The sequence below is a fragment of the Lewinellaceae bacterium genome (assembly GCA_020636105.1).
In the GTDB taxonomy this organism is placed as follows: domain Bacteria; phylum Bacteroidota; class Bacteroidia; order Chitinophagales; family Saprospiraceae; genus BCD1.
The window spans coordinates 502,146-527,976 of record JACJYL010000001.1; the positions used below are offsets into that span (position 1 = coordinate 502,146).

The 25,831-nt window shown below is 43.7% G+C and carries 16 protein-coding genes; 13 read left to right on the plus strand and 3 right to left on the minus strand.

Going from position 1 to position 25,831, the window contains the following annotated elements; genetic code table 11:
• Positions 1-33: 33 nt before the first annotated feature.
• The 5 genes from H6571_01860 (at position 34) to H6571_01880 (ending at position 6,659) form a co-directional block, all read left to right on the plus strand.
• Complete coding sequence (locus H6571_01860) at positions 34-1,107, plus strand: hypothetical protein (GenBank protein MCB9322461.1); 1,074 nt, start codon at positions 34-36, stop codon at positions 1,105-1,107.
• Between the two features lie 162 nt (positions 1,108-1,269).
• Positions 1,270-1,440 carry a hypothetical protein gene (locus H6571_01865; GenBank protein ID MCB9322462.1) on the plus strand — a complete coding sequence of 57 codons (171 nt, stop codon included), beginning with the start codon at positions 1,270-1,272 and terminating at the stop codon, positions 1,438-1,440.
• A 604-nt stretch (positions 1,441-2,044) separates the two neighbouring features.
• Positions 2,045-4,939 carry a tetratricopeptide repeat protein gene (locus H6571_01870; protein ID MCB9322463.1) on the plus strand — a complete coding sequence of 965 codons (2,895 nt, stop codon included), beginning with the start codon at positions 2,045-2,047 and terminating at the stop codon, positions 4,937-4,939.
• A gap of 34 nt (positions 4,940-4,973) precedes the next feature.
• Positions 4,974-5,783 (plus strand): hypothetical protein, encoded by an 810-nt coding sequence (locus tag H6571_01875; GenBank protein MCB9322464.1) that lies wholly within the window; start codon positions 4,974-4,976, stop codon positions 5,781-5,783.
• 399 nt (positions 5,784-6,182) lie between these two features.
• Entirely contained in the window at positions 6,183-6,659 is a 477-nt protein-coding gene (locus H6571_01880; protein MCB9322465.1) for a CYTH domain-containing protein, read from the plus strand.
• Positions 6,660-6,727: 68 nt separating this feature from the next.
• Here H6571_01880 and H6571_01885 read toward each other — a convergent pair whose 3' ends face one another.
• From H6571_01885 to H6571_01895, 3 genes are read right to left on the minus strand one after another with little or no spacing between them, the layout of a single operon-like run.
• Positions 6,728-7,936, minus strand: a complete 1,209-nt coding sequence (locus tag H6571_01885) for a glycoside hydrolase family 27 protein (GenBank protein ID MCB9322466.1) — start codon at positions 7,934-7,936, stop codon at positions 6,728-6,730.
• Positions 7,937-7,964: 28 nt separating this feature from the next.
• Complete coding sequence (locus H6571_01890) at positions 7,965-9,047, minus strand: SGNH/GDSL hydrolase family protein (protein MCB9322467.1); 1,083 nt, start codon at positions 9,045-9,047, stop codon at positions 7,965-7,967.
• 31 nt (positions 9,048-9,078) lie between these two features.
• Positions 9,079-11,511 (minus strand): DUF5060 domain-containing protein, encoded by a 2,433-nt coding sequence (locus tag H6571_01895; GenBank protein MCB9322468.1) that lies wholly within the window; start codon positions 11,509-11,511, stop codon positions 9,079-9,081.
• Between the two features lie 386 nt (positions 11,512-11,897).
• Between H6571_01895 and H6571_01900 the strand changes: the two genes are divergently transcribed.
• From H6571_01900 to H6571_01935, 8 genes are all read left to right on the plus strand, one after another.
• On the plus strand, positions 11,898-15,113 hold the full coding sequence (locus H6571_01900) for a TonB-dependent receptor (protein ID MCB9322469.1): 3,216 nt from the start codon (positions 11,898-11,900) through the stop codon (positions 15,111-15,113).
• 32 nt (positions 15,114-15,145) lie between these two features.
• Positions 15,146-16,807: a RagB/SusD family nutrient uptake outer membrane protein gene (locus H6571_01905; protein MCB9322470.1), complete on the plus strand. Its 1,662-nt coding sequence runs from the start codon at positions 15,146-15,148 to the stop codon at positions 16,805-16,807.
• Between the two features lie 83 nt (positions 16,808-16,890).
• Positions 16,891-18,108: a hypothetical protein gene (locus tag H6571_01910; protein MCB9322471.1), complete on the plus strand. Its 1,218-nt coding sequence runs from the start codon at positions 16,891-16,893 to the stop codon at positions 18,106-18,108.
• Positions 18,109-18,126: 18 nt separating this feature from the next.
• Positions 18,127-20,247: an IPT/TIG domain-containing protein gene (locus H6571_01915; protein MCB9322472.1), complete on the plus strand. Its 2,121-nt coding sequence runs from the start codon at positions 18,127-18,129 to the stop codon at positions 20,245-20,247.
• Between the two features lie 84 nt (positions 20,248-20,331).
• A complete protein-coding gene (locus tag H6571_01920; protein ID MCB9322473.1) occupies positions 20,332-21,513 on the plus strand; it encodes a beta-mannosidase in 1,182 nt (393 codons plus the stop codon).
• A gap of 44 nt (positions 21,514-21,557) precedes the next feature.
• Positions 21,558-23,387 carry a Na+:solute symporter gene (locus tag H6571_01925; GenBank protein ID MCB9322474.1) on the plus strand — a complete coding sequence of 610 codons (1,830 nt, stop codon included), beginning with the start codon at positions 21,558-21,560 and terminating at the stop codon, positions 23,385-23,387.
• Between the two features lie 27 nt (positions 23,388-23,414).
• Positions 23,415-24,599: a glycosidase gene (locus H6571_01930; GenBank protein MCB9322475.1), complete on the plus strand. Its 1,185-nt coding sequence runs from the start codon at positions 23,415-23,417 to the stop codon at positions 24,597-24,599.
• Complete coding sequence (locus H6571_01935; protein MCB9322476.1) at positions 24,596-25,816, plus strand: AGE family epimerase/isomerase; 1,221 nt, start codon at positions 24,596-24,598, stop codon at positions 25,814-25,816. Before H6571_01930 ends, H6571_01935 begins: the two co-directional genes overlap by 4 nt.
• Positions 25,817-25,831: the final 15 nt, after the last annotated feature.

Sequence of the window (25,831 nt, forward strand, 5' to 3'; positions counted from 1 at the left end):
TAAGGTTTTATTCACAAAGCAAATGCTAAAAAAATGAAAATTCAACGCCTCATACTCTTTTGCTCCCTGGGAATATTTTCCTATTCCTGCCAAAAATGCGAACTCGTCGAGCAAACCATCACCGACCCCATTATTGTGGACACCATGCCGACCTGCGAAGGTGTATTTTACGCCAGCCAGGCGGCTCCCGGGATCGATTTGAGCTTCTTTTTCAATGAGTTCAACAAGCCCATTACCGTTCCCTTTGAGTATGCCGAAGGCCCGGGCCCGAATCCTGTGGGTACCCTGATCTATAATTTTGAGTCCAATTTCTCCGCCTATGACAGTATCGGTCAGCAATATGTGTTCGAATATTATTATACCAATGGCGGGCCGGTGGAGGTGCTGTTCTATCACCAATCCATAACAACCGGGGCCTCCACTTTCACCTCGCCCATGACGGCCTATGCCGCGCCGGTATTCCTGAATGGCTTCCTGTATGCGATACAGCTGGATTCAGGAAATCCGTCCGTGTTATACCAGATCATCCAGCTCGATCCCCTGACCGGGCAGAACCTGGGGTTGATGCACTCGGGATATGTTACAGCCAACAGTCCCTTCACAGAGATATCCATGTCTTCCACCTCCAATGGCAAGGACAAGATATATTTCCTCTCAGGCACCACCCTGATCGAGTTTAATGTGGAGAACCTGGTGGCCAACGAGATCGACCTGGATCCGACCTTTCATCCCATCGATAATGTGGTGCAATTTTTCGGGCTGGAATATAAAAGGGATGAGGGTCTGCTGATCGCCATGAAAAACAGGTTCGATACTGTGACTCCAGCACGTACGGACCTGGTGTCCATCGAGCCAGCATTCAGCACCGCCACGGTCACCCAGCTGTTGGATATCACCGGAAATCTTCCGGCAGGGCAGGACGGGCAAATCAACCCGGAATTTTATTCCACCACCTTTGATCAGTGTGACAACACCTATTACATCACCGAAATGCAGGGAAATGATCCGTTCACGACCAATCTGTTTGAAATTGACCTGGAGGGCAAGATATTGAAACCTTATCTGTTTGATGGGTATTGGTATGGGCTGGATTTTGCGAATTTATAAACCCTAAAACAAAAAAATCCCGTTCGAAAACAGATTCATAATACCCGAAAAGGAGAACCCGGGTAACAGAATGTGTGAAAGGGTGATATTACAAAAACAAAAAAAATGAACTTCTAAACAAAATTAAAAATACTAAAGGCAAGTTTATTAATTTTAATGTTTATGTCATGTAATCTTGGAATACCAGACATAAAAGAGTTGAAAGTCAAAAGCACTTTTGAAGGAGATATGAGGGAAGTCATCGATCAAAGTGAAGGTGCTTTTTCTCAAAATTATTCCGTAAAAACATGGAACTATTCAAAGGAATTTAAAATCGCCGATCTAAATAACTGACGTTACGCACTAAGTTTACGCCAGTTGAAAAATTGTCAGACTTTTTTAAAATCAAAGCTGATTTTTTTTGAATGTAAAACCTACCTTTCTTCGACAGTAGGCAGGTGTAGAAGTGTTTGGGGATAAGAGTTTGGGTCGGAAGAATAAGTAATGATTTTTGTGAGAAATTGGAAATGCACAGCGGCCCAAAGAGATACAAGGCGTCAGATGGCTTCGGGAAGTGGCTTGGTCACAAATGATTCCTACCTATGAATGCTTTAGTAATTTCAATTGCCAGGCATACAGAAATCGGTGCCACTTAACGGGAAAATCGCCTTGTATCAAACGAAAGAGTCAGATAAAACCTTCGATTATACCATGCGAAATACCGGGGGTGAGCTTGCCGCCTTGCATTTCCAGGCATTTTTGTTTCTTTTTTTGCGGAAAAAAGAAAATTGATTCAAACGGGCTACTATCAAAAACAAACTAACAAAAACCAGGAGCAACGAAATGTCTTGAAGCCAAGGGAGACTATTTAACACCAAAAGAGAGAAAAAAGTATAATAGTTTCGTTCGCGTAACATCAGTAAATAAATAAACGCCGTTTGGCCAAAAACACAAAACCATGAGCGCAAAAATCAAAATCCTTCTTTTTACGGCAGCACTCATTCCCAATCTCCTTTACGCTCAAAAAGTGGATTGTTTCCAGAAAGGGCTGGATTCAAAAGACCCTGCGGAGCAGGTGACCTTTTTTACAAAAAGTCTGGAAGAAACGGGGCCAGATCCGGTCACCTACTATAACCGGGGAAACGGCAAATATGCCCTGTTTGACTATGCCGGCGCCATAAGCGACTTTACTGAAGCCATAAAACTCGATACCTTTTATTCTGTGGCCTATGCCAACAGAGGGATCGCTAAATATGATGCAAGGGATCATGCCGGGGCCATTGCCGATTTATCAATGGCCATTGAAATTGATCCGCAATTTGCTTCAGCTTTTTACCATCGTGGCCTCGTGAAATCCGACCTGGGAGATGAGCAAGGTGCCATAGAGGATTTTTCAAAAACTATTTTGCTGGACCCTGAATTTGAGCCAGCCTATGTCTCACGGGCCTATGTAAAAGTGGTTTTAGCCGACAATCCCGGGGCGATTGCTGATTTTTCAAAAGCTATAGAAATTAATCCGTCTGATGGCACGAATTTTTACAATCGGGGTTATATAAAAGCAAAGTCAGGGGATTATGCCGGTGCCGCTGCTGATTTCACGAGCGCCATTGAGCTCGGTCTTGGGATGCAAGCGGTTTATTTTAATCGGGCTATTGCCAGAAACGCCCTTCAGGATTTACCGGGGGCTGTTGTTGATTATTCAGCTGCCATCGAATTGGATTCCAATTTTACTGATGCTTATACCTACAGGGGAAGAGCCAGGTTTGATATGGAAGATTATGCCGGGGCACTTGCCGATTTTACAGAAATCATAGCCCGCGAACCGGCATGGAGTACGGGATATTTCAATCGGGCCATCACCCAAGCGGCTTTAAAAGACTATCCGGAGGCTATTGCCGATTATTCAAAAGCCATTGAACTCGATCCGGAGGAGGATGATGCTTATATCAATTTAGGATTATTATTTTTTGAACAAAATGATCCGGTCAGCGCCATAAAAGTTACGGAAACGGCTTTGGAAAACGGAATTCACAATCCTGAATTGAACCAAAACTTGGGATACTTTTATCTTGATGTCGGAAATTACGATAAGGCTGTTGAAACCTTTGAATCCTATTTACAATCGATACCCGATGGAGAGACCCTTAATGTCACCCTTGGGCTCTCTATCGCCTGTTTTTTAAAAGGGGACTCATTGACTTCGAAAATTTACCTCGTCCAGGCTATTATCATGGAACCCCTCCTGGGAAAAGGAATAGAAGGCTTGTCAGTACTGGAAAGTCAGGGATTTACCTTTTCTCAAAAGTTAAAAGATTCCCTGAAATTGATGTTTGATCAGTTCCAAAAAGGAGGGGATCCGAAAGTTTCTGCGGAGCAGTTGACCCTTTTTACAAAAAAACTGGAAGAGACCGGTCCTGATGCAATCGCTTATTGTAAACTGGGCAACGAGAAGTCAGATCTTCAGGATGATGCCGGCGCGATTTCTGATTACTCAAAAGCGATTGAACTCGCCCCCAACTTTGCCATGGCTTATTACTTCCGGGGTGTTGCCAAATCAAAGATGGGGGATAATCCGGGCGCCATATTGGATTATTCAAAAGCCATCGAACTCGAACCCAACTTTGCCATAGCTTATGACGTCAGGGGCAACGCGAAATCAGCGTTACAGGATTATCCGGGAGCCATATCGGATTATACTAAATTGATTGAATTAAATCCGTCCGATGAGATGAATTTTTACAATCGGGGCTATATGAAATCAGAATCGGGTGATTATACCGGTGCGGTGGCTGATTTTACGAGGGCCATTGAACTCGACCCAAAAAATGCTGATTCTTATTACAACCGGGGCAGGGCTAAATCAAATCTACAGGATCATTTAGGTGCTATTTCGGATTTTTCAAAAGTCATCGAACTCGACCCCAACTTTCCAATGGCTTTTTACGACAGGGGTGTTGCTAAATATTTGATGCAGAATTATCCAGATGCACTATTGGATTATTCAAAAGCCATCGAACTCGAACCCAACTTTGCACTGGCCATTTTCTACCGGGGTTGTGTTAAAAGTGAGATGCAAAATTATCCAGATGCACTATTGGATTTTTCAAAAGCCATCGAACTTGATCCGGATTTTTTAGAGGCTTATTACAACCGTGGTGGGACAAAATCTGACCTACAGGATTATGCGGGTGCCATATTGGATTACTCAAAAACCATTGAACTTGACCCCAACTTTGCCATGGCTTATTACTTCCGGGGTGTTGCTAAATCTACCAAGGAAGATTACGCAGGCGCCATTATGGATTATTCAAAAGCCATTGAACTTGACCCCAACTTTCCAATGGCTTTTTTCTACCGTGGTGTTGCTAAATCTATTAAGGAAGATTGGGCAGGCGCCATAATGGATTACTTAAATGCCATTGAACTGTCTCCAAAATATGCTTCGGCCTACCAAAACCTGGCAATTTCATATGCCAGCCAAAACGACTATGATGCTGCTATCGAAACCCTTGAAAAAGCTAAGAAAAATGAGATCCATGAATCAAGTTTGCTTGACAATTTGGGGTATTGTTATTTGGAAAAGGAAAATTACGATAAAGCTATTGAGCAATTCAATGAGTGTATAAAAATTGGAAACGATATAGATTCTATAGACGCAATTCTTGGCCTTTCTTTGGTATACTTTTACAAAAATGATAAAAAAAATGCTAAAAAATATCTTGATCAGGCCAGAGAGATGAAACCGATATTGAACAAAGGAATGCAAGGGTTATTGGAGCTGGAGAAAGAAGGCTATTCTTATTCGGAAAAGAAAAAAGAAACTTTGAAAAAGATGTTTGAAGTATTTAAATAGATTTCTATTGGATAACCATATTAATCCAACTACCATGTTCTCAAAAATATCCAAATTTATTAAAGGTTTCTCTGGTAAGGATACCGGTACAACAGAGGAGCTAAAAAACCAGGTCAGGACCCTCCTGGCACAAGGGGAATTACCGGAAGCCATCCAACTCCTGGTCGACGCCGGTTACCCATCCCTGATATTGCTCAAAACTCAATGGGACAATGCCCATAAACAGTTTGAAGATCGAAAGATCAATGCGGAGACATTCAACATTACCAGAAACCGGATCACCTATGCTGTCCTCGAAACTATGGATCCTTCTGAACAAATGACCTCTAAAAACCGGAAGAAGGAAAGCAACCAGAATTCGGTAAATTTACCAGATGGGTTTACCGAAGATCAACGTCGGCAATTGATTGCACTCCTGGCAAAAAATCAATGGAAACAAGCCCTTGAATCAGGGAAAGATTTCAGCAAGGAAGGTCTGATGTTTTTCACCAGGAACCGGCAGCTTGAGCGTGATTTCAATCTGGGGCTTGTATCGAATGAGCATCACCAACGAACCCTGCAACAAATAAAACAGGCACTGCTCTCCATGGTGTTGCCCGACGGAGCTGGTGAGCCAATAAAACTCACTGATGCACAAAAAGCAAAACTCCATTCATTGTTGGAGCAAAAAAAATGGCCCGAGGCCCTGGAATTGGCTTGCGGATGGAGTAGCGCTTTTCTTACCTGTTCAAGCCGGTATTATGCCCTTGAAAGAGATTTTCATTTGGGATTGGTAACGCCCTCGGATTACGATAAAACTTTGAAAGAAATAGCAAAAGACATTCAGCGAATAGGGCAGGGATGATCCTGCGAGAATCTTTTTGGTAAAGATTCGAAGTCCCTCATCATACACTTTTTTGATGGTTTTGACGGGTCATTTCATCAAAACAGGTATTTATACGCTTTTTTTCCCAAAAATTATTTTCCAATTTTGCCTTGAGATGATAAAAACCCGTCCGGCTTTCTTAAAAATGAAAGGGTCAGGACGGTTCTGCCTCTTGATTTCCCTTAGCCATTCTTCAAGCGATCTTCGCTAAAATCAATGAAAACCCCCAAAATTCCAATGAAACTATTTTACCAATTTCTGTTTAACCTTCCCCCTTCATAAAACAGCTTAAAATACCTCTTTCCAGAAGTATTCTATTGCCATTAGGCTTCCCTTCTTTTTTGAGTAGTAAAGCGTACCTTGCCGATAAAATGATTTATGGCACTGGAAATAGAACGCAAATTTCTCGTCAACGGAGATTTTAAAAGGCATGCAAGTAATTCCTTTGAAATAGTGCAGGGATATTTAAATTCAACCCCTGAAAGATCTGTTCGGATCAGGATAAAAGGGGATAAAGGCTTTCTTACCATTAAAGGGATGGGCAATGAATCCGGGGTGTCGAGATACGAGTGGGAAACCGAGATAAAAAAAGAGGATGCTTTGGATTTATTGAAACTTTGTGAACCGGGCGCCATCCATAAAATCAGGTATTTAATCCCGTCGGGGGAACATGAATTCGAAGTGGATGAATTTTTTGACGAAAATGCAGGATTGATTATTGCAGAAATTGAATTGAGTCATGAAGATGAAGGATTTGAAAGGCCTGATTGGCTGGGGCGGGAAATTACCGGATTACCACAGTATTATAATGCAGTTCTGATGAAAAATCCTTATTCAAAGTGGAAAAAACAATAGGGTGCACTTGATTAAAATGCACCCTGCAACACTGGATTTTGTATGTAACAAAATTTGGACTAATAAAATTATTGTTTAGTGAGTCGAACCATCAGGCAATCATGCCCGGGAATAACCGCCTTAAGGTTTTGAGCCGTGGTGCCTATATCCTTTTTATTAAAAAGATCCCTGATGGAGTAGGTGTGCTGGCCGATATCAAGACTCCTGCCAACAAAACTGTCGCCGATCTGATCCCTGTTCCAGTCAAAATTGATGTCAAGCGGCGCTTCCTTCATGTTGACAAAACACATGGCCCAGGCACCATCGGCCAAAGGTTTGAGCCATATATCCAGGTCGCCATCATTCATCAGTCGAAATCCCTGCACCCCCAATGGATCCTGGTTGACCGCGATCACTTCTTTATTGGTCAGGATATCAAGGGTTTGCTTTGAAGCGGAACGAAGATCATTTCCCATAATTAAAGGAGAGGCCAGCATCGCCCACATTCCAAAATGTACCCGGTCTTCACCGCTGGTCATGCCATTTCCCACTTCCATCATATCAAAATCGTTCCAGTGACCAGGGCCTGAGGCCGAACGGATACCTTTTCTCAAATTAATGATCCTCCACACCCCTAGAGAGGACCAGCCGCCATAGCCATATTCACAATCCCAGCAGGGAGTGATATCCCCGGAAACCCGCCATAAATGCCCAATGTCTTTCGCCCATTTCCAGGGCTCATCGGTACCCCATTCGCAAATACTGAAAACCACTGGCCGGCCGGCTGCATACAAGGCATCTCTCATGGTAGTATAAGCTTCCTCTGCATTCAGTTTTCCCGTATTGCACCAATCGTATTTCAAAAAATCTATCCCCCAGCTTGCATACAACAGCGCATCCTGGTATTCGTGCCCACGACTTCCCGGAAATCCGGCACAAGTCTTGGTTCCTGCACAATTGTACAAACCGAATTTCAACCCTTTGCCATGCACGTAATCGGCCAGGTTTTTCATGCCGGAAGGGAATTTTGCAGGGTCGGCCACCAGGTTTCCGGAAGCATCCCGCTCATGCGACATCCACCCGTCATCGAGCACAATGTATTCATAACCAGATTCTTTTAATCCAAGGTTGACAAAAGCATCTGCGATATCCCGGACAAGTTGCTCATTAATATCGATGGCAAAAGTATTCCAGCTGTTCCAGCCCATGGGTGGTGTCTGGGCCAATCCTTCAAATTTTTGACTGTATGAGGAGGTTGATAAAAAGGTAATTACAAGTATAAATAAACTTTTTTTCATCAATGCTGATTTTATTGAAAGAAGGAAGTTACCAATTCATTTTGGCTTTTAGAAGTGAAGATAAGGCTTCAGCGATCTGTGCATGTTCTTTAATGTCCGGATGGTAGTCACACCCGCTGTTGAATTGCCCTGAAAAAAAGAAATGATCCACTTTAAGATCGCCTTTGTCGTGCATTGTTTTGACTACACGTGACAAGTTTTTTTTCATGTCCGCTTTTAGACTTTCATCCGCCATTGGACTGTTCAGACAAATGATCTGAGCAGTAGGGTAGTAGAACCGAAGTTTCTCTATGAAGGCGACATAAGCATTACAAAAAGTATCAGCATCCTGAATACCATCATTCTGTCCGAGGCAAATGGTTACCACATCGGGTTGATAATTTTTAAAATTCCAGGCAAGACTATCCCCGCGCATATCGATATTGTCATAAACCTGGGGCATCAATACATCCAAATTGCAACAGCTGTGAATCAGCCCAATACCAGATACGGAGCTGAGGTGCCAATCTGCTTTTAAAGCCCTGGCTGTTACAGGTCCGTAGCTTAGATAAGCATTGTGTTGATCATGCCATTTTCCACCGCCACAAGGAATGCCTGAAAGATCGGCACTGGCCCCGCAAGTGATGGAATTTCCAATGAATTCGATCTTATGCCGGGGTGGCGGAGGTAGGGAAAGTAGTTTATTGCAAATGATCCCGCCTAATTCCAGCCAGCCGATGTTGGCTTCGGTATCTTTACAAACCAATAACGTATGTCGCCCTTCAGGCAAGCCACTGGCCACTTCAATCGTGTCTATAGCTCCTGTGGTCTGAATTCTTCTGCTTTCTCCATCGACAACCACCTGAAGGTAATTTTGATTTTGACCCCAAAGCTGCTGATCGCGGACGATGATCCGGCAGTCTTTTCCTTTAAAGATGGCTTCAAAATAAATGCCGGGCTGATAAAACCTCGGCCACAGCGGATCACGAAAATCAATTCTGCCAACAAACCGTATATTTTTGTCGGTGGGAAGGAAAATCCTGTCCTGTTTTACCACCGTCTGGTTTTGAATGGCACATCCAAAAATCAGCAAGGAGACGAACAAAAAAAAGGCAAGGAATCCGGTTCTCATATCATTTTAACTTTCAGTTTGAAATTTGCATTTATTCCACCACCACTATCGGTGTAAGAGAAGTTCCGTTCCGGCTTTCAAATTTCACCCAATAAGGACCGTCGGGCAATCCGGCAGGAATGATTATCTGATCGTTTTCCGGTGTCATGCTCAGCACCTCCCGACCCGTGGGATCAAGAAGGGCAATCCGGTCTGTCATGGCGTTTACATCTTTAATCCTGAATTGTACTGTTCCGCCCGGTCTGACCGGATTAGGATAGACTTCGATGGCAATATCCGCTCTTATATCTTCGGTAGCCACCAACGGATTGTCCACAATAAACACCTTATCCCAAAGAAAACTCCCGAGGGGGATACTCAGTATGCCGTTGTTTGCCAGGGCCACATCATTGCCCTCCAAGGTTCCTGTTTCTGGGTCGTACCAACGAAGCGCATAAGTTCCATTTTGCATATTATCAACCATTATTGTTGACGGAGGCGTTGGATCCGGCTCACCAAAAGCGGAAATATATTGGTGATTATAACGATTATTCAGTGCCCAGCCGGTCGCCATTTCCTTGGAAGCTGACACTAGTACATGAGCATCGATTTGTGATCCCAATCCCTCGAAACGATAGGAGGAGATCAATATCCAGTCTGTACCAGAATTATCTACCTGTATGGTATGGTTTCCGGCCGGAACGGTAATGGTATAAGTTGTCCCCGTCAATGCATTTTGATCAATTAATGTAATCCCATCCAGTTTTATAGTTATTTTCGGGCCTGTCCCTGTTTCTGAACCCGTGGTCACGGTAAAATCTGCGGAGGCGGGATAATGAACCAGGAAAATGGGAGGACTTCTGAATTGGGTATTCCATTGAGAACCGTAAAGGAACTGCCCCAGTACAGCACCTTGTGGCAGAACCAGTCCTGCTTCGGTGATGGTGATCTCGCTGGTGCCAATGCCCCCCCAGCCAAGGGAGGGTGTGAGGGTAAGGTCGTCAGGGGCTCCCAATACATAGGCGTCAGCAGGCGATAGGTTTTCTTCCACAAAAGGGATGTCGTTTACCAATTGGGAAACGCCAAAAAAATGGTGGTACAGATCCTGGGGATGAATGTAATTGTCCCACCACCAGGTCATGGCAGTACCGAAACCACCGCCAAAGAGACTTCCCCACAGGGCATTATGGATATGAATCCCATCGGGATCCTGGTTGGCCAGGCTGGCGGTTCCACCCAAACCAAATTCACCATTCAGGGTTGGCTTGTTAAACTCATTAAGATACAACCCGTTTTCATTGGCCAGGGTCCGTTCTATGTTTGCAACATTACTATAGGTGTGTGTCTGCGTAAGATCAATACTGGGGTAGGCCCAAACCTCTTCATCCGTAAGGTCGTCTCCATAACTGGTAGTGACCAAATGCAGATTGGGGTCGATGTCTTTCAGGTAATCGGCCATCTCAAAATGCCAATTGGCAACATCTGCTTTATTGACTTGAAAATTATCCGTCCAATGTACCTCGTTGAACAATTCCCAGCAGAGAATGCTCCTTGAATATCCCCACCTTGCAATAATATACCGATAACGGTTTTTAGTGATATTACGAGCTTCTTCATTGGTGAAAAAATCCAGGGTACTTTGGCAAGGACCTCCGTTTGCTGCATTATAGGGGCTTTCGTTCCAATTCGGGTTGACCTGGGTGGAAACCGGCCCATGATGCTGAAGGGCAAGCATGATATAAACTCCGTTTTCAGCACAATAGTCAAACATCCAGTCCTGGTAATAACAATTTGTTTGCTTGTAGTTTAGCAAGCCCTGAAAACCATTTCCCGGGCTCCATTCAATGCCCAGCCCCCAGTGCGCATGCCAGAGGCGGAAGAAATTACCTCCATTTTCAATCAGCATTTCCAGCCAGGATTTGTAATTTAAATATGCATTATTATTTTGCCAGGCCATATTTTCTCCAATGGCAATATATTGATTGCCGTCATCGAACTGGAGATAATTCGTGGAACTTTTGCGTATAAAACCGTGGTTTAGTGGGTTTGCAATGTCCAGGCATCCAAAGTTGATCAGTTCGGAAAAGCTGCTTCCCGTTCCGTCCACCACGGAAACGATAAAACTCCAGGTTCCTGTTTCCGTTGGAGAAAACCTTATCCGAAAAATGCCCGTTCCGTTGATCGATAAATTGCCGTTGGTCTCATTTAAGTTATAATCCTGCATAAAAAAACCGTCCACCGTTTTAGTGGCGCCGGCAGGAGAGGTAAACGTGGCAGATACTTCAATTTGGTTGTAATTATAAGGATTCGAATAACTGGCGCTAAGATCAATTTTTGCTTCAAATTTCCCAAAAAGTTCAACAGTCGGGGTCAATACCTCCACCGAGTTAATAACAGGTCCCAGGGTGGATCCATTATTTGCCAATAGTTTATGCATAAATAAGTTTGTTATGGCCAGGGTCCATAAAAAAATAGTTTTTTTCATTGCTCAAATTTAAATTTTATGGTTTTGGGGAGTACATAAACTTCCTTGAATTTTTGAAAAAATTTCCACCAAAGGAAAAAAATCCCAAATAGGTTTTCATTTATTGTACTAAATGTCAAAAGAAAAAGGTCATTTGGCCTTGCATAAATATTTCTTTCTTCAAATTCTTGTTTTTTAAAATTATGACAAATAAGGTTTTGTAACGGTAGTGTCATTTTTCAATTTGAAGGGGAAATAGTAACAGAAAATACCATCCAGGGTGAATTGTACTAAATACCCCCTGTTTTTGAACATTTTCCCCCTATACCATGCCTCTCAGTTGAATAAATTTGAAATGAAAATATCGTATTGATATACTTTCATGTTAAAAAAAACTGAACAGTATTATGCAAGTAAATCAACTTTTATCTAAATGGCTTAGCCTGTCAATTTTGTTGTTATTGACGGCCAGCCTCAGTGCGCAAATGCGTACCATTTCAGGCACTATAACTTCTACCGACGGAGAATCTCTTATTGGTGCAACCGTTTTGGTAGAAAATTCTGTTGCCAGAGGAACCTCTACCGATTTTGATGGTAAATTTTCCATCGAAGTAAAAACCGGAGAAACGCTTTCCATTTCCTATACCGGTTATGAGACAAAAACGGTCCCGGTGACCGCAGAATCCGTTTACACCATTGTCATGGAGATGAATTCGGAAGTTTTGGATGTAGTCGTTGTCGTAGGGTATGGTACTCAGAAAAAAAGAGACCTTACGGGTGCCGTTTCCTCCATTTCTTCAGATGACATTCAAAATTCGGTAGTAACTAATGTCGACCAGGCATTGCAGGGTCGTGTTGCCGGAGTACAGGTTACCCAAAACTCGGGGCAACCTGGTGGGGGCGCCTCTATCAGAATCAGGGGATCCAATTCTATTACAGGATCCAGTGAGCCCCTTTATGTGATCGACGGTATTCCCTTTCAGGGGGACGGTACGGCCGTCTCAGGCTTTGACTGGGCCGGAGGGGCAAACGGACAGAACAGGGTGAATCCGCTTTCCACCATTAACCCCAATGACATTGTTAGTATTGAAGTGTTGAAGGATGCTTCGGCTACCGCCATCTATGGAGCTCGTGCAGCCAATGGCGTAGTACTCATTACCACCAGGAGAGGCAAATCGGGAGAGGCAAAAATATCCTACAACGGGTATTACGCCATGCAATCATTACCCAACAAACTGGATATGATGGCTCTGCCTGATTATGCAACCTATCAGGTGGAAATCGCAAAGGATTTGAACAGACAGGTGAATTTAAGATACCTTGATCCTTCATTGCTCGGGAATGGAACCGATTGGCAGGATGAAATTTTCCGGGATGCCGGAATGCAAAGCCACCAGCTTTCTGTTTCAGGCGGTAACGATAATACTCAATACGCCGTTTCCGGAGGATATTTCCAACAGGATGGTATTGTCATCGGTTCTGATTTTAATCGATTTACGACCCGCGTCAATCTTGACAATAAAGTCAAAGAATGGTTTAAGATCGGAGCCAATCTGGCTTTTGCGGACACCAAGGAAAAAATCACCCTGAATGACGGTGGGGACGGCGTAATCATGCAGGCTCTGGTAATGCCTCCGGATGTTGCAGTAAGAGACTTTAACGGAGAATTTGCCGGTCCTACCAGCAATACTTCCGATATCAGCTTCAATCCCGTAGGAGCAGCTTTGTTGAGAAACAATACGCTCAACAGACAAAGGCTTACCGCCAACGTTTTCGGGGTAGTTGACTTTTTCAAAGGCCTTAGTCTCAGATCAGAATTTGGTCTTGATAACAATCATGCCCTCAACAAGGCGTTTCACCCAACCTACAACTGGGGCGTTTTACAAAATAACGAAAACCAGTTGCGTCAACGCGAAGAAAGCAGCTTTTTCTGGATCTGGAAAAATTACCTGACCTACAATGTTAATTTCGGCGGTCGCCATGATCTTACTGCCATGATCGGTAGTGAGGCCCAAAAATCGAACTGGGAAGGTTCTCTTGTTACGAAAAAACAATTTTCAAGCAACGACATTCAGGTGTTGAGTGAAGGAAATGACGAGACTTCCAGTACTTCAGGTTGGAAAGATGGAGCTTCTTTGGCTTCTTATTTCGGCCGTTTCAATTACAGTTTTGACAACAAGTATCTTTTTACCGTTACTTTGCGGGCGGACGGTTCTTCCAAATTCGGAGCGAATAACAAATGGGGGTACTTCCCATCCGGCTCTTTTGCCTGGAGGATCAGCAGTGAAAAATTCCTTGATAATGTCGAAGCCATTTATGATCTTAAGCTAAGATTAGGATATGGTGAAGTCGGAAACCAGGCGATCGGCAATTACCTCTATGGTTCTTCCCTGCTGACGATTAATACCCCTTTTGGAACAGGATATCGTCTTGAAAAAATTTCGAATCCTGACCTGAAATGGGAAGCCACCAAGCAATTTAACGCAGGTATTGATCTTTCCCTTTACGAGGGACGTATAGACTTTTCTATTGATGTTTACAAGAAACAAACCTCTGATATGTTACTGCAGTTATCCATTCCAAGTTACCTGGGTGGAACCAACTACAACGATATCCGCGCACCTTTTGCCAATGTAGGTAAAATGGAAAACAAGGGGGTCGATCTCTCGTTGACTACACGTAATATAAGAGGAAGAAATTTCAACTGGACTACCAGCCTGACTTTTTCAAAAAACAAAAATAAAATACTTGAGTTGGATGATGATTCCAGGATCTACTGGAGAAACCTGTACTGGTATAGCCAATTCCAGACGGCTACGAGAACAGGTGTTGGCTCTCCAATAGGCATGTTCTACGGTTACCAGGCAGATGGCTTGTTTACCGACAAGGACGACATTCTCAATCATGCGGTACAGGTGAGCGATGGTAACATCACAACGGAACATCCTAATGGACAGAATCTTGTCAATAAAACACAAGGTGTTTGGGTAGGGGATGTCAAATTCAAAGATATCAATGGCGACGGTGTCATCACCACGGAGGATCAAACCATCATCGGAGATCCTAACCCCGATTTTGTCTTTGGATTGAACAATGAATTCAATTACGGACCTTTTGGATTGACGGTTTATCTCAATGGAGCTTTTGGCGCAGATGTGCTAAATTATTCAAGAGTGGTTATCGAAGGACAAACCAGCGTGTTCAACAACCAGGCTTCTTCGGTTATCAATCGTGCGCAGGTTGGATTATACGATGCCAATGGGGCAGCAGATGATCCAGACAATGTTTACCTGGTCAACACAGGTACTGACATTCCAAGACCTACCACAAATGACAACAACGGAAATAACCGTATGTCTGACCGCTTTATCGAAAACGGATCTTACCTCCGGATTCAAAATGTCAGATTGAGCTACACTTTGCCTGCTTCTTTTACCACAAGATATAAAGTGCAAAGGCTAAGATTTTATGTGAATGCACAAAACATTTTCACCTTCACCAAGTATTCAGGATATGATCCTGAGATCGGGGCCTTCAACCAGGATCCGTTGCTTCAGAATGTGGACATGGGACGATATCCATCGCCTCGCCTCGTTACTTTCGGCGTTGACCTGGATTTCTAAAATTTCCTTTGTTAAACATTAAATTAATTCAAATGAGAAATATATTTAAATTTGTATTGCTGCCTTTGGTTTTAGCCTTTTTCACAGGTGCCTGTACCAAAGATTTCCTTGAAATCGAGCCGGTAGACCGACTTACGGCAGACAACTTCTTCAAGTCAGAAAGTGAAATAAAGGCAGCTACCGCTTCTTTATACGGCTTCCCTTGGTTTGATTACAATGACAAATTTGCCTGGACGGCAGGAGACTGTATGTCAGGTGATATATATCATACCTGGGACCAGGAAGGTCAGTTCTTCTATTTTTCCTTTAATGCTGGAAATGCACACATTTCTTCAGGCTGGAAAGGATTATTCCGGGTAATTTCCTATGCCAATTCTGTCATCAATGACATGCCTCGATCTGCTGAGGGCAATGTCCCACAAGAGGTTATTGACAAGGCGTTAGGAGAAGCACGATTTATTCGTGCCATGGCCTATTACATGATTACGGAGTATTGGGGCGATGTGCCTATTGTTGAAAATTCAACAGAACTTGTGGTGAGCAATAATTTCATGCTGCCCAAAAATACCCATGCCAGCGTCCTCGAATTTATTCGCCGGGATTTGGTTTTTGCTGCAGAAAATCTGCCTGATTCAGACACACCGGGCCGTGTAACTTCCTGGTCTGCCAAGGGGTTGCTGGCAAAAGTTCATTTGACCATTGCCTCAAACCTGAGCGATCCTAAATCAGGAGAGAATTTTAATCTGGCCAAACAATATGCAGCTGATGTGATCAATAACAGTGGTTTATCGCTAATGTCCAACTATGCGGATATTTTCAAATACGACCAGAATAACAACCAGGAATCACTTTTTGCCTTGCAATGGATGGAAGGTTCCTATGCGATTGGAAACAGCCGGCAGGCCAACTGGGCCCGGAGCAGCCTGCTCACCCAGAATACGGAATGCTGGGGTGGATTTAAATCCGTTACCTATGATTTTTTACAACAAGTAGAAGGTGGTGACGCCCGCCGGTCTGCGATTTACATGACCCAGGGTGATTACTACCCTGAACTTCGGAAAAACGATGGGGGCTACACCTATTATATTGTACATCGCGATCCTGCGGATCCTAATACGATTCTGGAAAGTGCAGCACCTCTGTTGAATAATATCAAAAAATACGTCATCGGCAGCAATGACGATACCGATGGTGGGGTAACCACCGGTCAGGCTACCCGGATCAATTCGATTCTGCTGCGTTTGGCTGATGTTTACATGATTTATGCTGAAGCTGCCCTTGGGGCTCAGACTTCAACTTCAGATCCTATGGCATTGCAATATTTCAATGCGATACGTGATCGTGCCAACCTGCCGGCAAAATCAAGCCTTACCTGGATGGATATCCTGAAGGAGAGGAGAGTAGAGTTCGGTTTGGAAGGAATAAACTGGTTTGACATCAAGCGTTATTTCTACAGGGATCCATCAGGAGCCGTACAGTATGTAAATTCCATGGACAGGGAATCCGTTTACAACCGGGATAATGGTCCAAATGCCGCAGATGAAAATACCATCGAAGGATATATTCTGACACCTCCGACAAACCCGATTTCCATCAATGCGTCTCATTTCCAGTTGCCGATTCCTTCCGCAGAGGTAGTGGCCAACCCTCTTTTGGGACCAGATGAGCCTGCAGTGGATTATGATTTTAATTAGAATTGAAAAGAGGCTGTTGGTTTTTACCGCAAAACAGCTCCTGAATTTTCAATACTATTTCGAATATTCAAAATAATGTAAAAATGAATTTATCATATAAAAAAATATCGCTTTTTGCTCTCCTTTTCATGGTGATCGGCTTTATTGCAACCTCCTGCATGAAGGAAGATGAGCCTGTGGTTATCGATCCAAATGCGGATATAGGCAATCCTGCTGTTCATTATATACGCTCCACAGACCCCAATGCGGCTGATTCACTATTGGTTGGATCATTCATGGGGTCTCTAATTGCTATCATTGGAGAGGATCTTGGATACACGGTTGAAATTTGGTTCAACGACCAAAAGGCATCCCTGAATCCGACTTATGTTACCGACAAAACGATCCTCGTTAATGTACCAAGCAGCGTGCCTACAGAAGTAACCAACCAGATTCGTTTTGTCTTTGCCAACGGAGATGAACTGTTCTACGAATTTTTTGTAAATGTACCTGCACCAATACTATCCTCCATTAAATGCGAATACGTCGAGGATGGGGATATCGCAGTATTGAACGGAGATTTTTTCTTCGAACCCACAACCGTTACCTTCCCTGGAGGGGGAGAGGCTACCATCGTTTCCCTTACTAAGACACAGCTCCAGGTGATGGTTCCTGAAGGAAGTGAGATGGGAGAAATTTTGGTCACCACAAATTTCGGAACAGCAAAATCCGGTTTCTATTTTCGGGATGACCGCAACGTCATAGTAAACTTTGACAACTGGCGTTCACGCAGCTGGAACTCCCCGATCGCAGATGCCTCAGGTCCAACGGATCTGAAGCCTTGTTCCGGCAATTATACCTACTTCAAAAAAGATAACGTCGGTGCCTGGCAGTGGGTCAATGAACTGAACATGATGTACATAGCCGAAGACGGAGAAACAGGAAGAGGTAATGTGCCGATCTTTCCTAACGGAGCCTCTGTCAATGAATGGGGAGTGCGTTTTGAAATCAATAGCGCGTTTGAATGGCGGGAAATTCCGCTGGAAATATTCTTTGCCCCTTACGGTGGTGATCATGGACGGGACATTCCGGTGCCTTTGGCCCGCTGGAAACCCTGGGAAGCAACAGGTGTTTATCAGACAGACGGATGGGTTACGGTTACAGTACCTTTGACTGAATTTACACAAGATAAAGATGGTAATCCTGCACAGCTTGAGGATCTTTCTCAATACACAAACTTTACTATTATGTTATTCGGCGACGCCAGCGGAACACAGAATGTCCTGATTGGCATTGATAATCCGAGAGTAGTAAAGCTTTAACAATAAAAAAAAGGAATCATGAATAAACCATATAAATTTTTAACCATTTTAAGTGTCGGTTTCCTGGCTGTAATGATCTTTTTCAGTGCTTGCAAAAAGGAGGACGATACCCCAACCGACGCCATTCAATTATTGAGCTTCGGCCCTTCTCCCGCACTGCGCGGAGGAACGCTTAAGATAATTGGAACCAATCTCGATAAAGTAACGGCAGTTATTTTACCGGATAATATTAATGTATCCAATTTTGATTCTAAAACGGCAGAGTTGATCACCTTGACTATTCCTCAGGAAACTGTTGAGGGGCATATCATCTTAAAAACGCCGGATGGAGATATTACTTCTCTTACAATCTTAACCATTTCCGAACCTATTGTTTTGACCTCGTTCAGCCCGGCATCTGTTAAGGCCGGCAATATGCTGACCATTCAGGGGGATTACCTGAATCTCATTAATACTGTAGTGTTTAGCGATGGTGTAGCTATTGGAGATACCGCCTTTGTAAGCCATACCCGCCAGGAAATTCAGGTGCCAGTTCCCGAAAGGGCCCAATCAGGAAAAATTGCGATCTCAAATGGGGAGGAAATCCCTATTGTGGTGGAATCCGAAGCAGTACTTGATGTTGTCCTTCCTTCCATCGCCGGCATATCTCCCAATCCGGTAAAGGCAGGAAGCATGCTGACCATTAGCGGGGCAGACCTCGACCTGGTTAAACAGGTTGAATTTTCCGGAACTGCGGCGATTACCTCTTTTGTAAGTCAGTCCCTGACAAGCATTGAAGTTATGGTTCCCGGAGATGCACATGACGGGAATGTAAAAATTACTCCGGCTTCTTTGGTCACCGTGACTTCTGCAGATGCACTGGTGATGGTTGTCCCTCAGATCACAGGCATTGCACCTAATCCTGTTAAAAACGGGGCGGAATTGACCATAAGTGGTAATGATCTTGACCTGGTTACGGATGTTAAATTCGGCGGCGGGTCTTCAGGTACAGTCTCTAGTGGATCGGCCACAACAATGGTTGTTACTGTTCCCATGAATGCTACAAGTGATGTGGTTACGGTATATACCGCAGCGGATAAATCCGTTTCAAGCAGTAATGTGCTCAATTTTGTATTGCCGACCATTACAGGTTTATCTCCTGATAATGGCCAATTCGGAGAGGAAATAACCATAGAGGGTACTAATCTCGATCTGGTTACAACCATTCAGTTTACCGGAGATGTTTCGGCTGCCGTAACCAGTACAACTTTAACCACCGCAACGGTAAATGTGCCCATTGGAGCAACTACTGGTCCGGTAACTGTGGTAACCACCAATGGAAGTACCGTTACGTCTTCAATTGATTTTGAAGTCGCTGTCGCTACTGCGGCCGTTATTACAAGCATGCCGGCTACAGCATCTCCCGGCGATATGATCAGCATAGTTGGCGAGCACCTGGATGAATTAAATGAAGTAATTTTCCCCGGGGATGTGCCGGCAACAATGTTTGGAACCAAAACAGCTAATTTGATTGAAGTATTTATTCCTTTAGCCACTCAAACCGGGCTGGGAAATATTAAATTCATCACTTTCACCGGCCAGGAATTTTTCTCTCCTCCAATCAATATCCAGGGGGTAGATCCTGTGGTTGACCCAGCACTGGTATTTTTCAATTTTGACAACCTTGGATCATGGTGGGGAGATACCGGCGGAGTCGAAAATGATCCTGATCTTTCTCTTGATGGCTCAAACTATTTCCGTGTTAATGATGACCTTTCTGGCTGGAAAGGATTTTTCTGGAGAAACGGAGCAGACAATTTCCCTGGAGCAACTGTTGGAACCAACATTTCGGGTTATGTACTTAAGTTTGACATCAATGTATTAGAACCGATTACTGGCGGGGTATTTCAATGGAGATTGAATGGTACGGAAGGTGATTTTTGGTATAGATGGAATCCTTGGGCCGATACAGGATCCTATAGTACCAATGGCTGGATTACAGTAACTCTTCCATTGTCAGAATTTACTGATAATTATGGCTGGGGAACATTGACTCTGACAGATTTGAACAGTATCACTTCTGATTTTGGTGTGGCATTTAACGATGGGGATTCCCACGTAAATGTTTGCATTGACAACGTGCGTTTCGAAGCTTTATAAATTCTTTGAACAAAATACGCAGGAGCCTGAAAAAGGCTCTTGCATATTTTTCAAAACTTTTTTGTAAAAATTCGATTTGATGCCATGAAAGGATTAAAATTTTTCCTGCTACTCTTGTCTGTCGTAGCCTGGTTTGGCTTTGCTGATCAGAGTGATAGTGATAGACGAGATCCTCCTAATATGGTGGATCCAAACGCCAACAGGCAAACTCAGGCCCTTTACGAAAACCTTAAAGAAATCTCCGCTGAGCATATCCTTTTTGGTCACCAGGATGACCTGGCTTATGGTGTAACCTGGAAGGAATGGCACAAAAAAAGATCCGATGTAAAAGATGTATGCGGAAATTACCCGGCGATATTTGGATGGGACATTGGCAAGTTGGGAAAACTCGATAGGAATATCGATACCATAAGATTTGCCTCCATGAGGAAATGGATGCTCGAAGCCTACAAAATGGGAGCCGTGAATACCGTTAGCTGGCATGCGGATAATTTTGTAACAGACGGAAGTTCGTGGGATGTAGGTCAAAATGTGGTTTCGGCCATTTTGCCGGGCGGCCCTCAACACGGAATTTACACTCAGCAACTGGATGTATTGGCTGAATTTTTCAAAAGCCTTCGAAAAGGTTTTTTGATTAAACAAAATATTCCCATAATTTTCAGGCCTTTCCATGAACAGACAGGAGGGTGGTTTTGGTGGGGACAACCTCATTGCACCCCGGAAGAGTACAAAGACCTTTGGAGATTTACGGTGGAATACCTGCGTGATAAAAAGGGCGTACACAACCTGTTGTATTGTTATTCCCCTGATGTTTTTACAGACAAAGAGCATTATCTTCAATGTTATCCAGGAGATGAGTATGTCGATATTCTTGGCCTGGATGATTACCATGACGTAAGCCCCGAAAATGATCCTTCCGAATTGACCCGCCGGCTTAGATTGCTTGTAGAAATGGCGGATGAAAAAAGTAAAGTTGCCGCCCTTACCGAAACGGGGCTCGAGGGGATTCCTGTGGCCACCTGGTGGACCGAGTATTTATTGAAAAACATCAAAGTGGATCCTGTGGCCAGTCGCATCGCCTGGGTGTTGGTATGGCGAAATGCAAACAGCACACATCACTATGCTCCTTATCCAGGGCACCTTAGCGCGCCTGACTTCATGGAATTTTCCAGGGATTCAATTATCCTGATGGAGGAAGAATTACCTAAATTGTATAAAATTGGCAAAGGAAAAATGCCCAAAACGACACAAAATCAACAGCCCTGATTTACTTTTGGAAAACAAACAAACCACTACAAATAACAGCATAAATGAAATTATCGACAATAGATTTATTGATAATCGTTGCCTACCTGATAACCACTGTTGTCATTGGGCTATTATTGAAAAAAAGGGCTGAGCAAAGCAAAAACAGCTACCTTCTTGGCGGAAATAGCTTGCCATGGTATATGCTTGGCCTTTCCAATGCCTCCGGAATGTTTGATATTTCCGGTACCATGTGGTTGGTGACCCTGTTGTTTGTTTATGGATTAAAAAGTGCATGGATTCCCTGGTTATGGCCTGTTTTTAACCAGATATTTTTGATGATCTTTCTTTCCGTCTGGTTGCGAAGATCCAATGTGACTACCGGTGCGGAATGGATAAATACCCGTTTTGGTCTCAAAAAAGGAGCCCAAATATCCCACAAAATAGTGATCGTTTTTGCCATTATCATGGGGCTGGGTTACCTGGCCTACGGATTTATCGGGATTGGCAAGTTTGCCGAAATATTTGTGCCCTGGGAAGTGGTTTCCGCTTATGTTCCATTTGATGTAGCTCCGGAATACGTCCCCCATTTTTACGGCATTATTTTTACCAGTTTTGCCGTATTCTATGCCTTACTTGGGGGAATGCTAAGTATTGTATGGGCCGATGTCCTACAGTTTGCCCTGATGGCCGTTTCTGCTATTGTGGTGGGAGTGATCGCCATGAACGCCCTGTCAGGCAATGAATTTTTGGTCCCTGATGGATGGTTGACGCCTTTTTTTGGAATGCGCCTGGAACTGGATTGGTCCACTATAATCCCTGAAGTCAATGAAAAAATCAAAACGGACGGATTTAGCCTGTTTTCGGTCTTTTTTATGATGATGATCTTCAAAGGTGTTTTGGTCAGTCTTGCAGGGCCGGCGCCCAATTACGATATGCAGAAAATTCTATCGACTAAGTCCCCCAGAGAAGCTGCCCTGATGAGTGGTTCTGTGAGTCTCATTTTAATGCCCATCCGGTATTTCATGATCGCGGGTTTCGGCGTGTTGGCTATTCTTTTTTATGATAAACTCGACCTTATGGTTGGAGGTAACATTGACTTTGAGCAAATTTTACCATCAGCCATTAGTCAATTCGTTCCTGTGGGATTCCTGGGACTTTTACTGGCAGGATTGCTGGCAGCTTTCATGTCTACCTTTGCAGGTACATTAAACGCCACACAGGCATATATAGTCAATGATATTTACCTCAAATATATTAAACCAGATGCCCCGGCGACGCGGATAAAACTGGTCAATTATGCGGCAGGACTTATTATGGTATTTATCAGTATAGTGCTGGGGCTTTATGCCAAAAACGTCAATGATCTGTTGCAGTGGATCGTTTCGGGTTTGTACGGAAGTTATGTCGCGGCCAACGTTCTGAAGTGGTACTGGTGGCGCTTCAACGGGCACGGATTTTTTTGGGGTATGGTAGGTGGTTTGGTGCCCGCATTGTCTTTCCGCTTTATTTTCGATGGAGTGCTTGACCTCTATACTTTCCCGCTCATGCTTTTGGTTTCCCTCGCTGGATGCCTGATCGGTACCTTTACCGCTCCTCCTGTTGAAGAAGAAATTTTGAAAAAATTTTACAAAAATGTTCGTCCCTGGGGTTTTTGGAAGCCCATTCATGAAAAAGTAATGGCAGAAGATCCTGATTTTAAGAGAAATACCAATTTCAAAAGGGATATGTTTAATGTAGCCATTGGAGTGGTCTGGCAGACCTCATTGGTAATTTTTCCGATTTATCTGGTGTTGATGCAAGTGGTTCCAACCATTATTGCCATTGGAGTAGCGTTGATTTGCAGCCTGATACTAAAAAAGACATGGTTTGATAAATTGCCCAAAGCTGCATAGAATTTTTTAAAGCATTAATTTTTAAACATGACTGATTTTCAGGAAAAAATAGCAAAACTCTTTTCGACGCACGATGAATTGATTAGAAAAAAGAATGTGCCGGAAACCGACGGCAACAGGATTTTTTCCCGCTGGAAAAATCCTGTCGTAACGGCTAAGCATACCCCGATCTTCTGGAGATATGACCTCAATGAAAAAACAAATCCATTCCTTATGGAACGGCAGGGGATCAATGCCACCTTCAATGCAGGAGCGATGCTGTGGAACGGAAAATATTTGCTCATGCTCCGGGTAGAAGGTTACGACCGGAAATCTTTTTTCGCCGTCGCCGAAAGTCCTAATGGTATCGATAATTTTCGCTTTTGGGATTACCCGGTTACTTTACCGGAGACTGAAGAACCGGATACCAATGTCTATGACATGCGATTGGTCCATCATGAAGACGGCTGGATTTATGGCCTGTTTTGCACAGAGCGCAAAGATACCGACCGGCCTCAGGACACCACGGCCGCTGTAGCGGCCTGTGGTATTGCCCGGACGAAAGATTTGGTGACCTGGGAGCGCCTTCCTGACCTGATTAGTCATGCCGGCCAACAGCGAAACGTAGTCCTTCACCCCGAATTCATCGACGGAAAATACGGACTTTATACTCGCCCCCAGGACGGATTTATCGAGGTGGGCGGTGGTGGCGGTATTGGCTGGGGGCTCATTGAAAACATGGAAAACCCTACTGTGGAAAAGGAGATCATCATCGATAGTAAAATTTACCACACCATAAAAGAAGTGAAAAACGGGCAAGGGCCGGCCCCTTTAAAAACAGATAAGGGGTGGCTCCATTTGGCTCATGGTGTCAGGAATACTGCTGCCGGGCTTCGTTATGTGCTTTATATGTTCATGACCAGCCTGGAAAAACCCTGGGTAGTGACCCATGCTCCAGGAGGCTATTTTATCGCCCCTCAGGGAGCTGAACGGGTAGGGGATGTTTCCAATGTAGCCTTCAGCAATGGCTGGATCGTTAATGAACAGCATAAGGTGTTCATTTATTACGCTTCCTCGGATACCCGCATGCATGTGGCCACCTCAAGTATCGATAAATTGGTGGATTATGTCGTCAATACTCCACCGGATAAATTCAGGTCGGCAGCTAGTGTGGAAACCCGAAATCAATTGATATCCGATAATTTAGAAATCATGAAACGCCTGGGATTATGAAAATATCCAATATTGAAAAAGGAGCCTGGCATGTCGAAAGGATTCAGTTAAAAAAGGAATTCCAGGAAGAAATGCATAAAATTCTCGGTTGGTGGTCTCATTATATGATTGATGATAAAAATGGTGGCTTTTTTGGTAGAATGGATAGTTACGGCACTCTTTTTCCAAAGACTGATAAAGGAATTATTTTGAATGCACGGTTATTATGGACTTATTCCGCGGCGGCCATTGAAACCGGTAATTCAGGATATCGTGAATTTGCAGACAGAGCCTATCAGTACCTGCTGGAATTTTTTTGGGATGAAGTGGAGGGGGGCGTATTTTGGTCTGTTGATTTCCAGGGGAATTATGCCGACGATCAGAAGCAAATTTATGCGCAGGCTTTTGCTATCTATGCCCTGTCTGAGTATTATATTCTTACGCACAAGCGAGAGGCCCTGGACATGGCAACTGAAATATTCTGGCTCATTGAAAAATACAGCCTGGACATGAAAAAGGGTGGATATTACAATGCTTTTGCACGCGACTGGACCGATACTGATGATATCCGGCTCAGTGAAAAAGATGCAAACGAAGCTAAAATTATGAACACTCATTTGCATGTTTTAGAGGCCTATACCAATTTTTACCGGGTTGAATCTGCTGATTTTGTAAAAAAGGCACTGGAAAACATTATCCAAATTTTTATCGATCATTTCTTTATTTCCGAAAATGGAAGCATGCACATTTATTTCGATGAGGACTGGCAACCTAAAAGTGAACATATTTCTTTTGGGCACAATATTGAGGCAAGCTGGTTGTTGTGGGAAGCCGCTGAAGTGCTTAAAGACCAAAAATTATTGAAAAAAATATTGCCAATAAGTATCCAAATGGCAAAATCGGTGATGGAACAAGGATTGGATAGTGATGGCGGATTACTATACGAGGCAGACCATGAAGGGATCATCGATTTCGACAAACATTGGTGGCCCCAGGCAGAAGCGGTGGTTGGTTTTTGGAATGCGTGGCAGCTTTCCGGGGAAGAGGCCTTTGCAAAAGCCAGCGTAAACAGCTGGAACTTTATTAAAGCTTTCATCATTGATCCCGAATTGGGGGAATGGTACTGGCGTACCAATCGGGAAGGAGTGCCCATCCTTTCTGAAGATAAAGCAGGGCCATGGAAAGCACCTTATCATAATGTGAGGATGTGTTTGGAACTCATCAATCGTTTATCCTGAGATTACCGGCTTCAT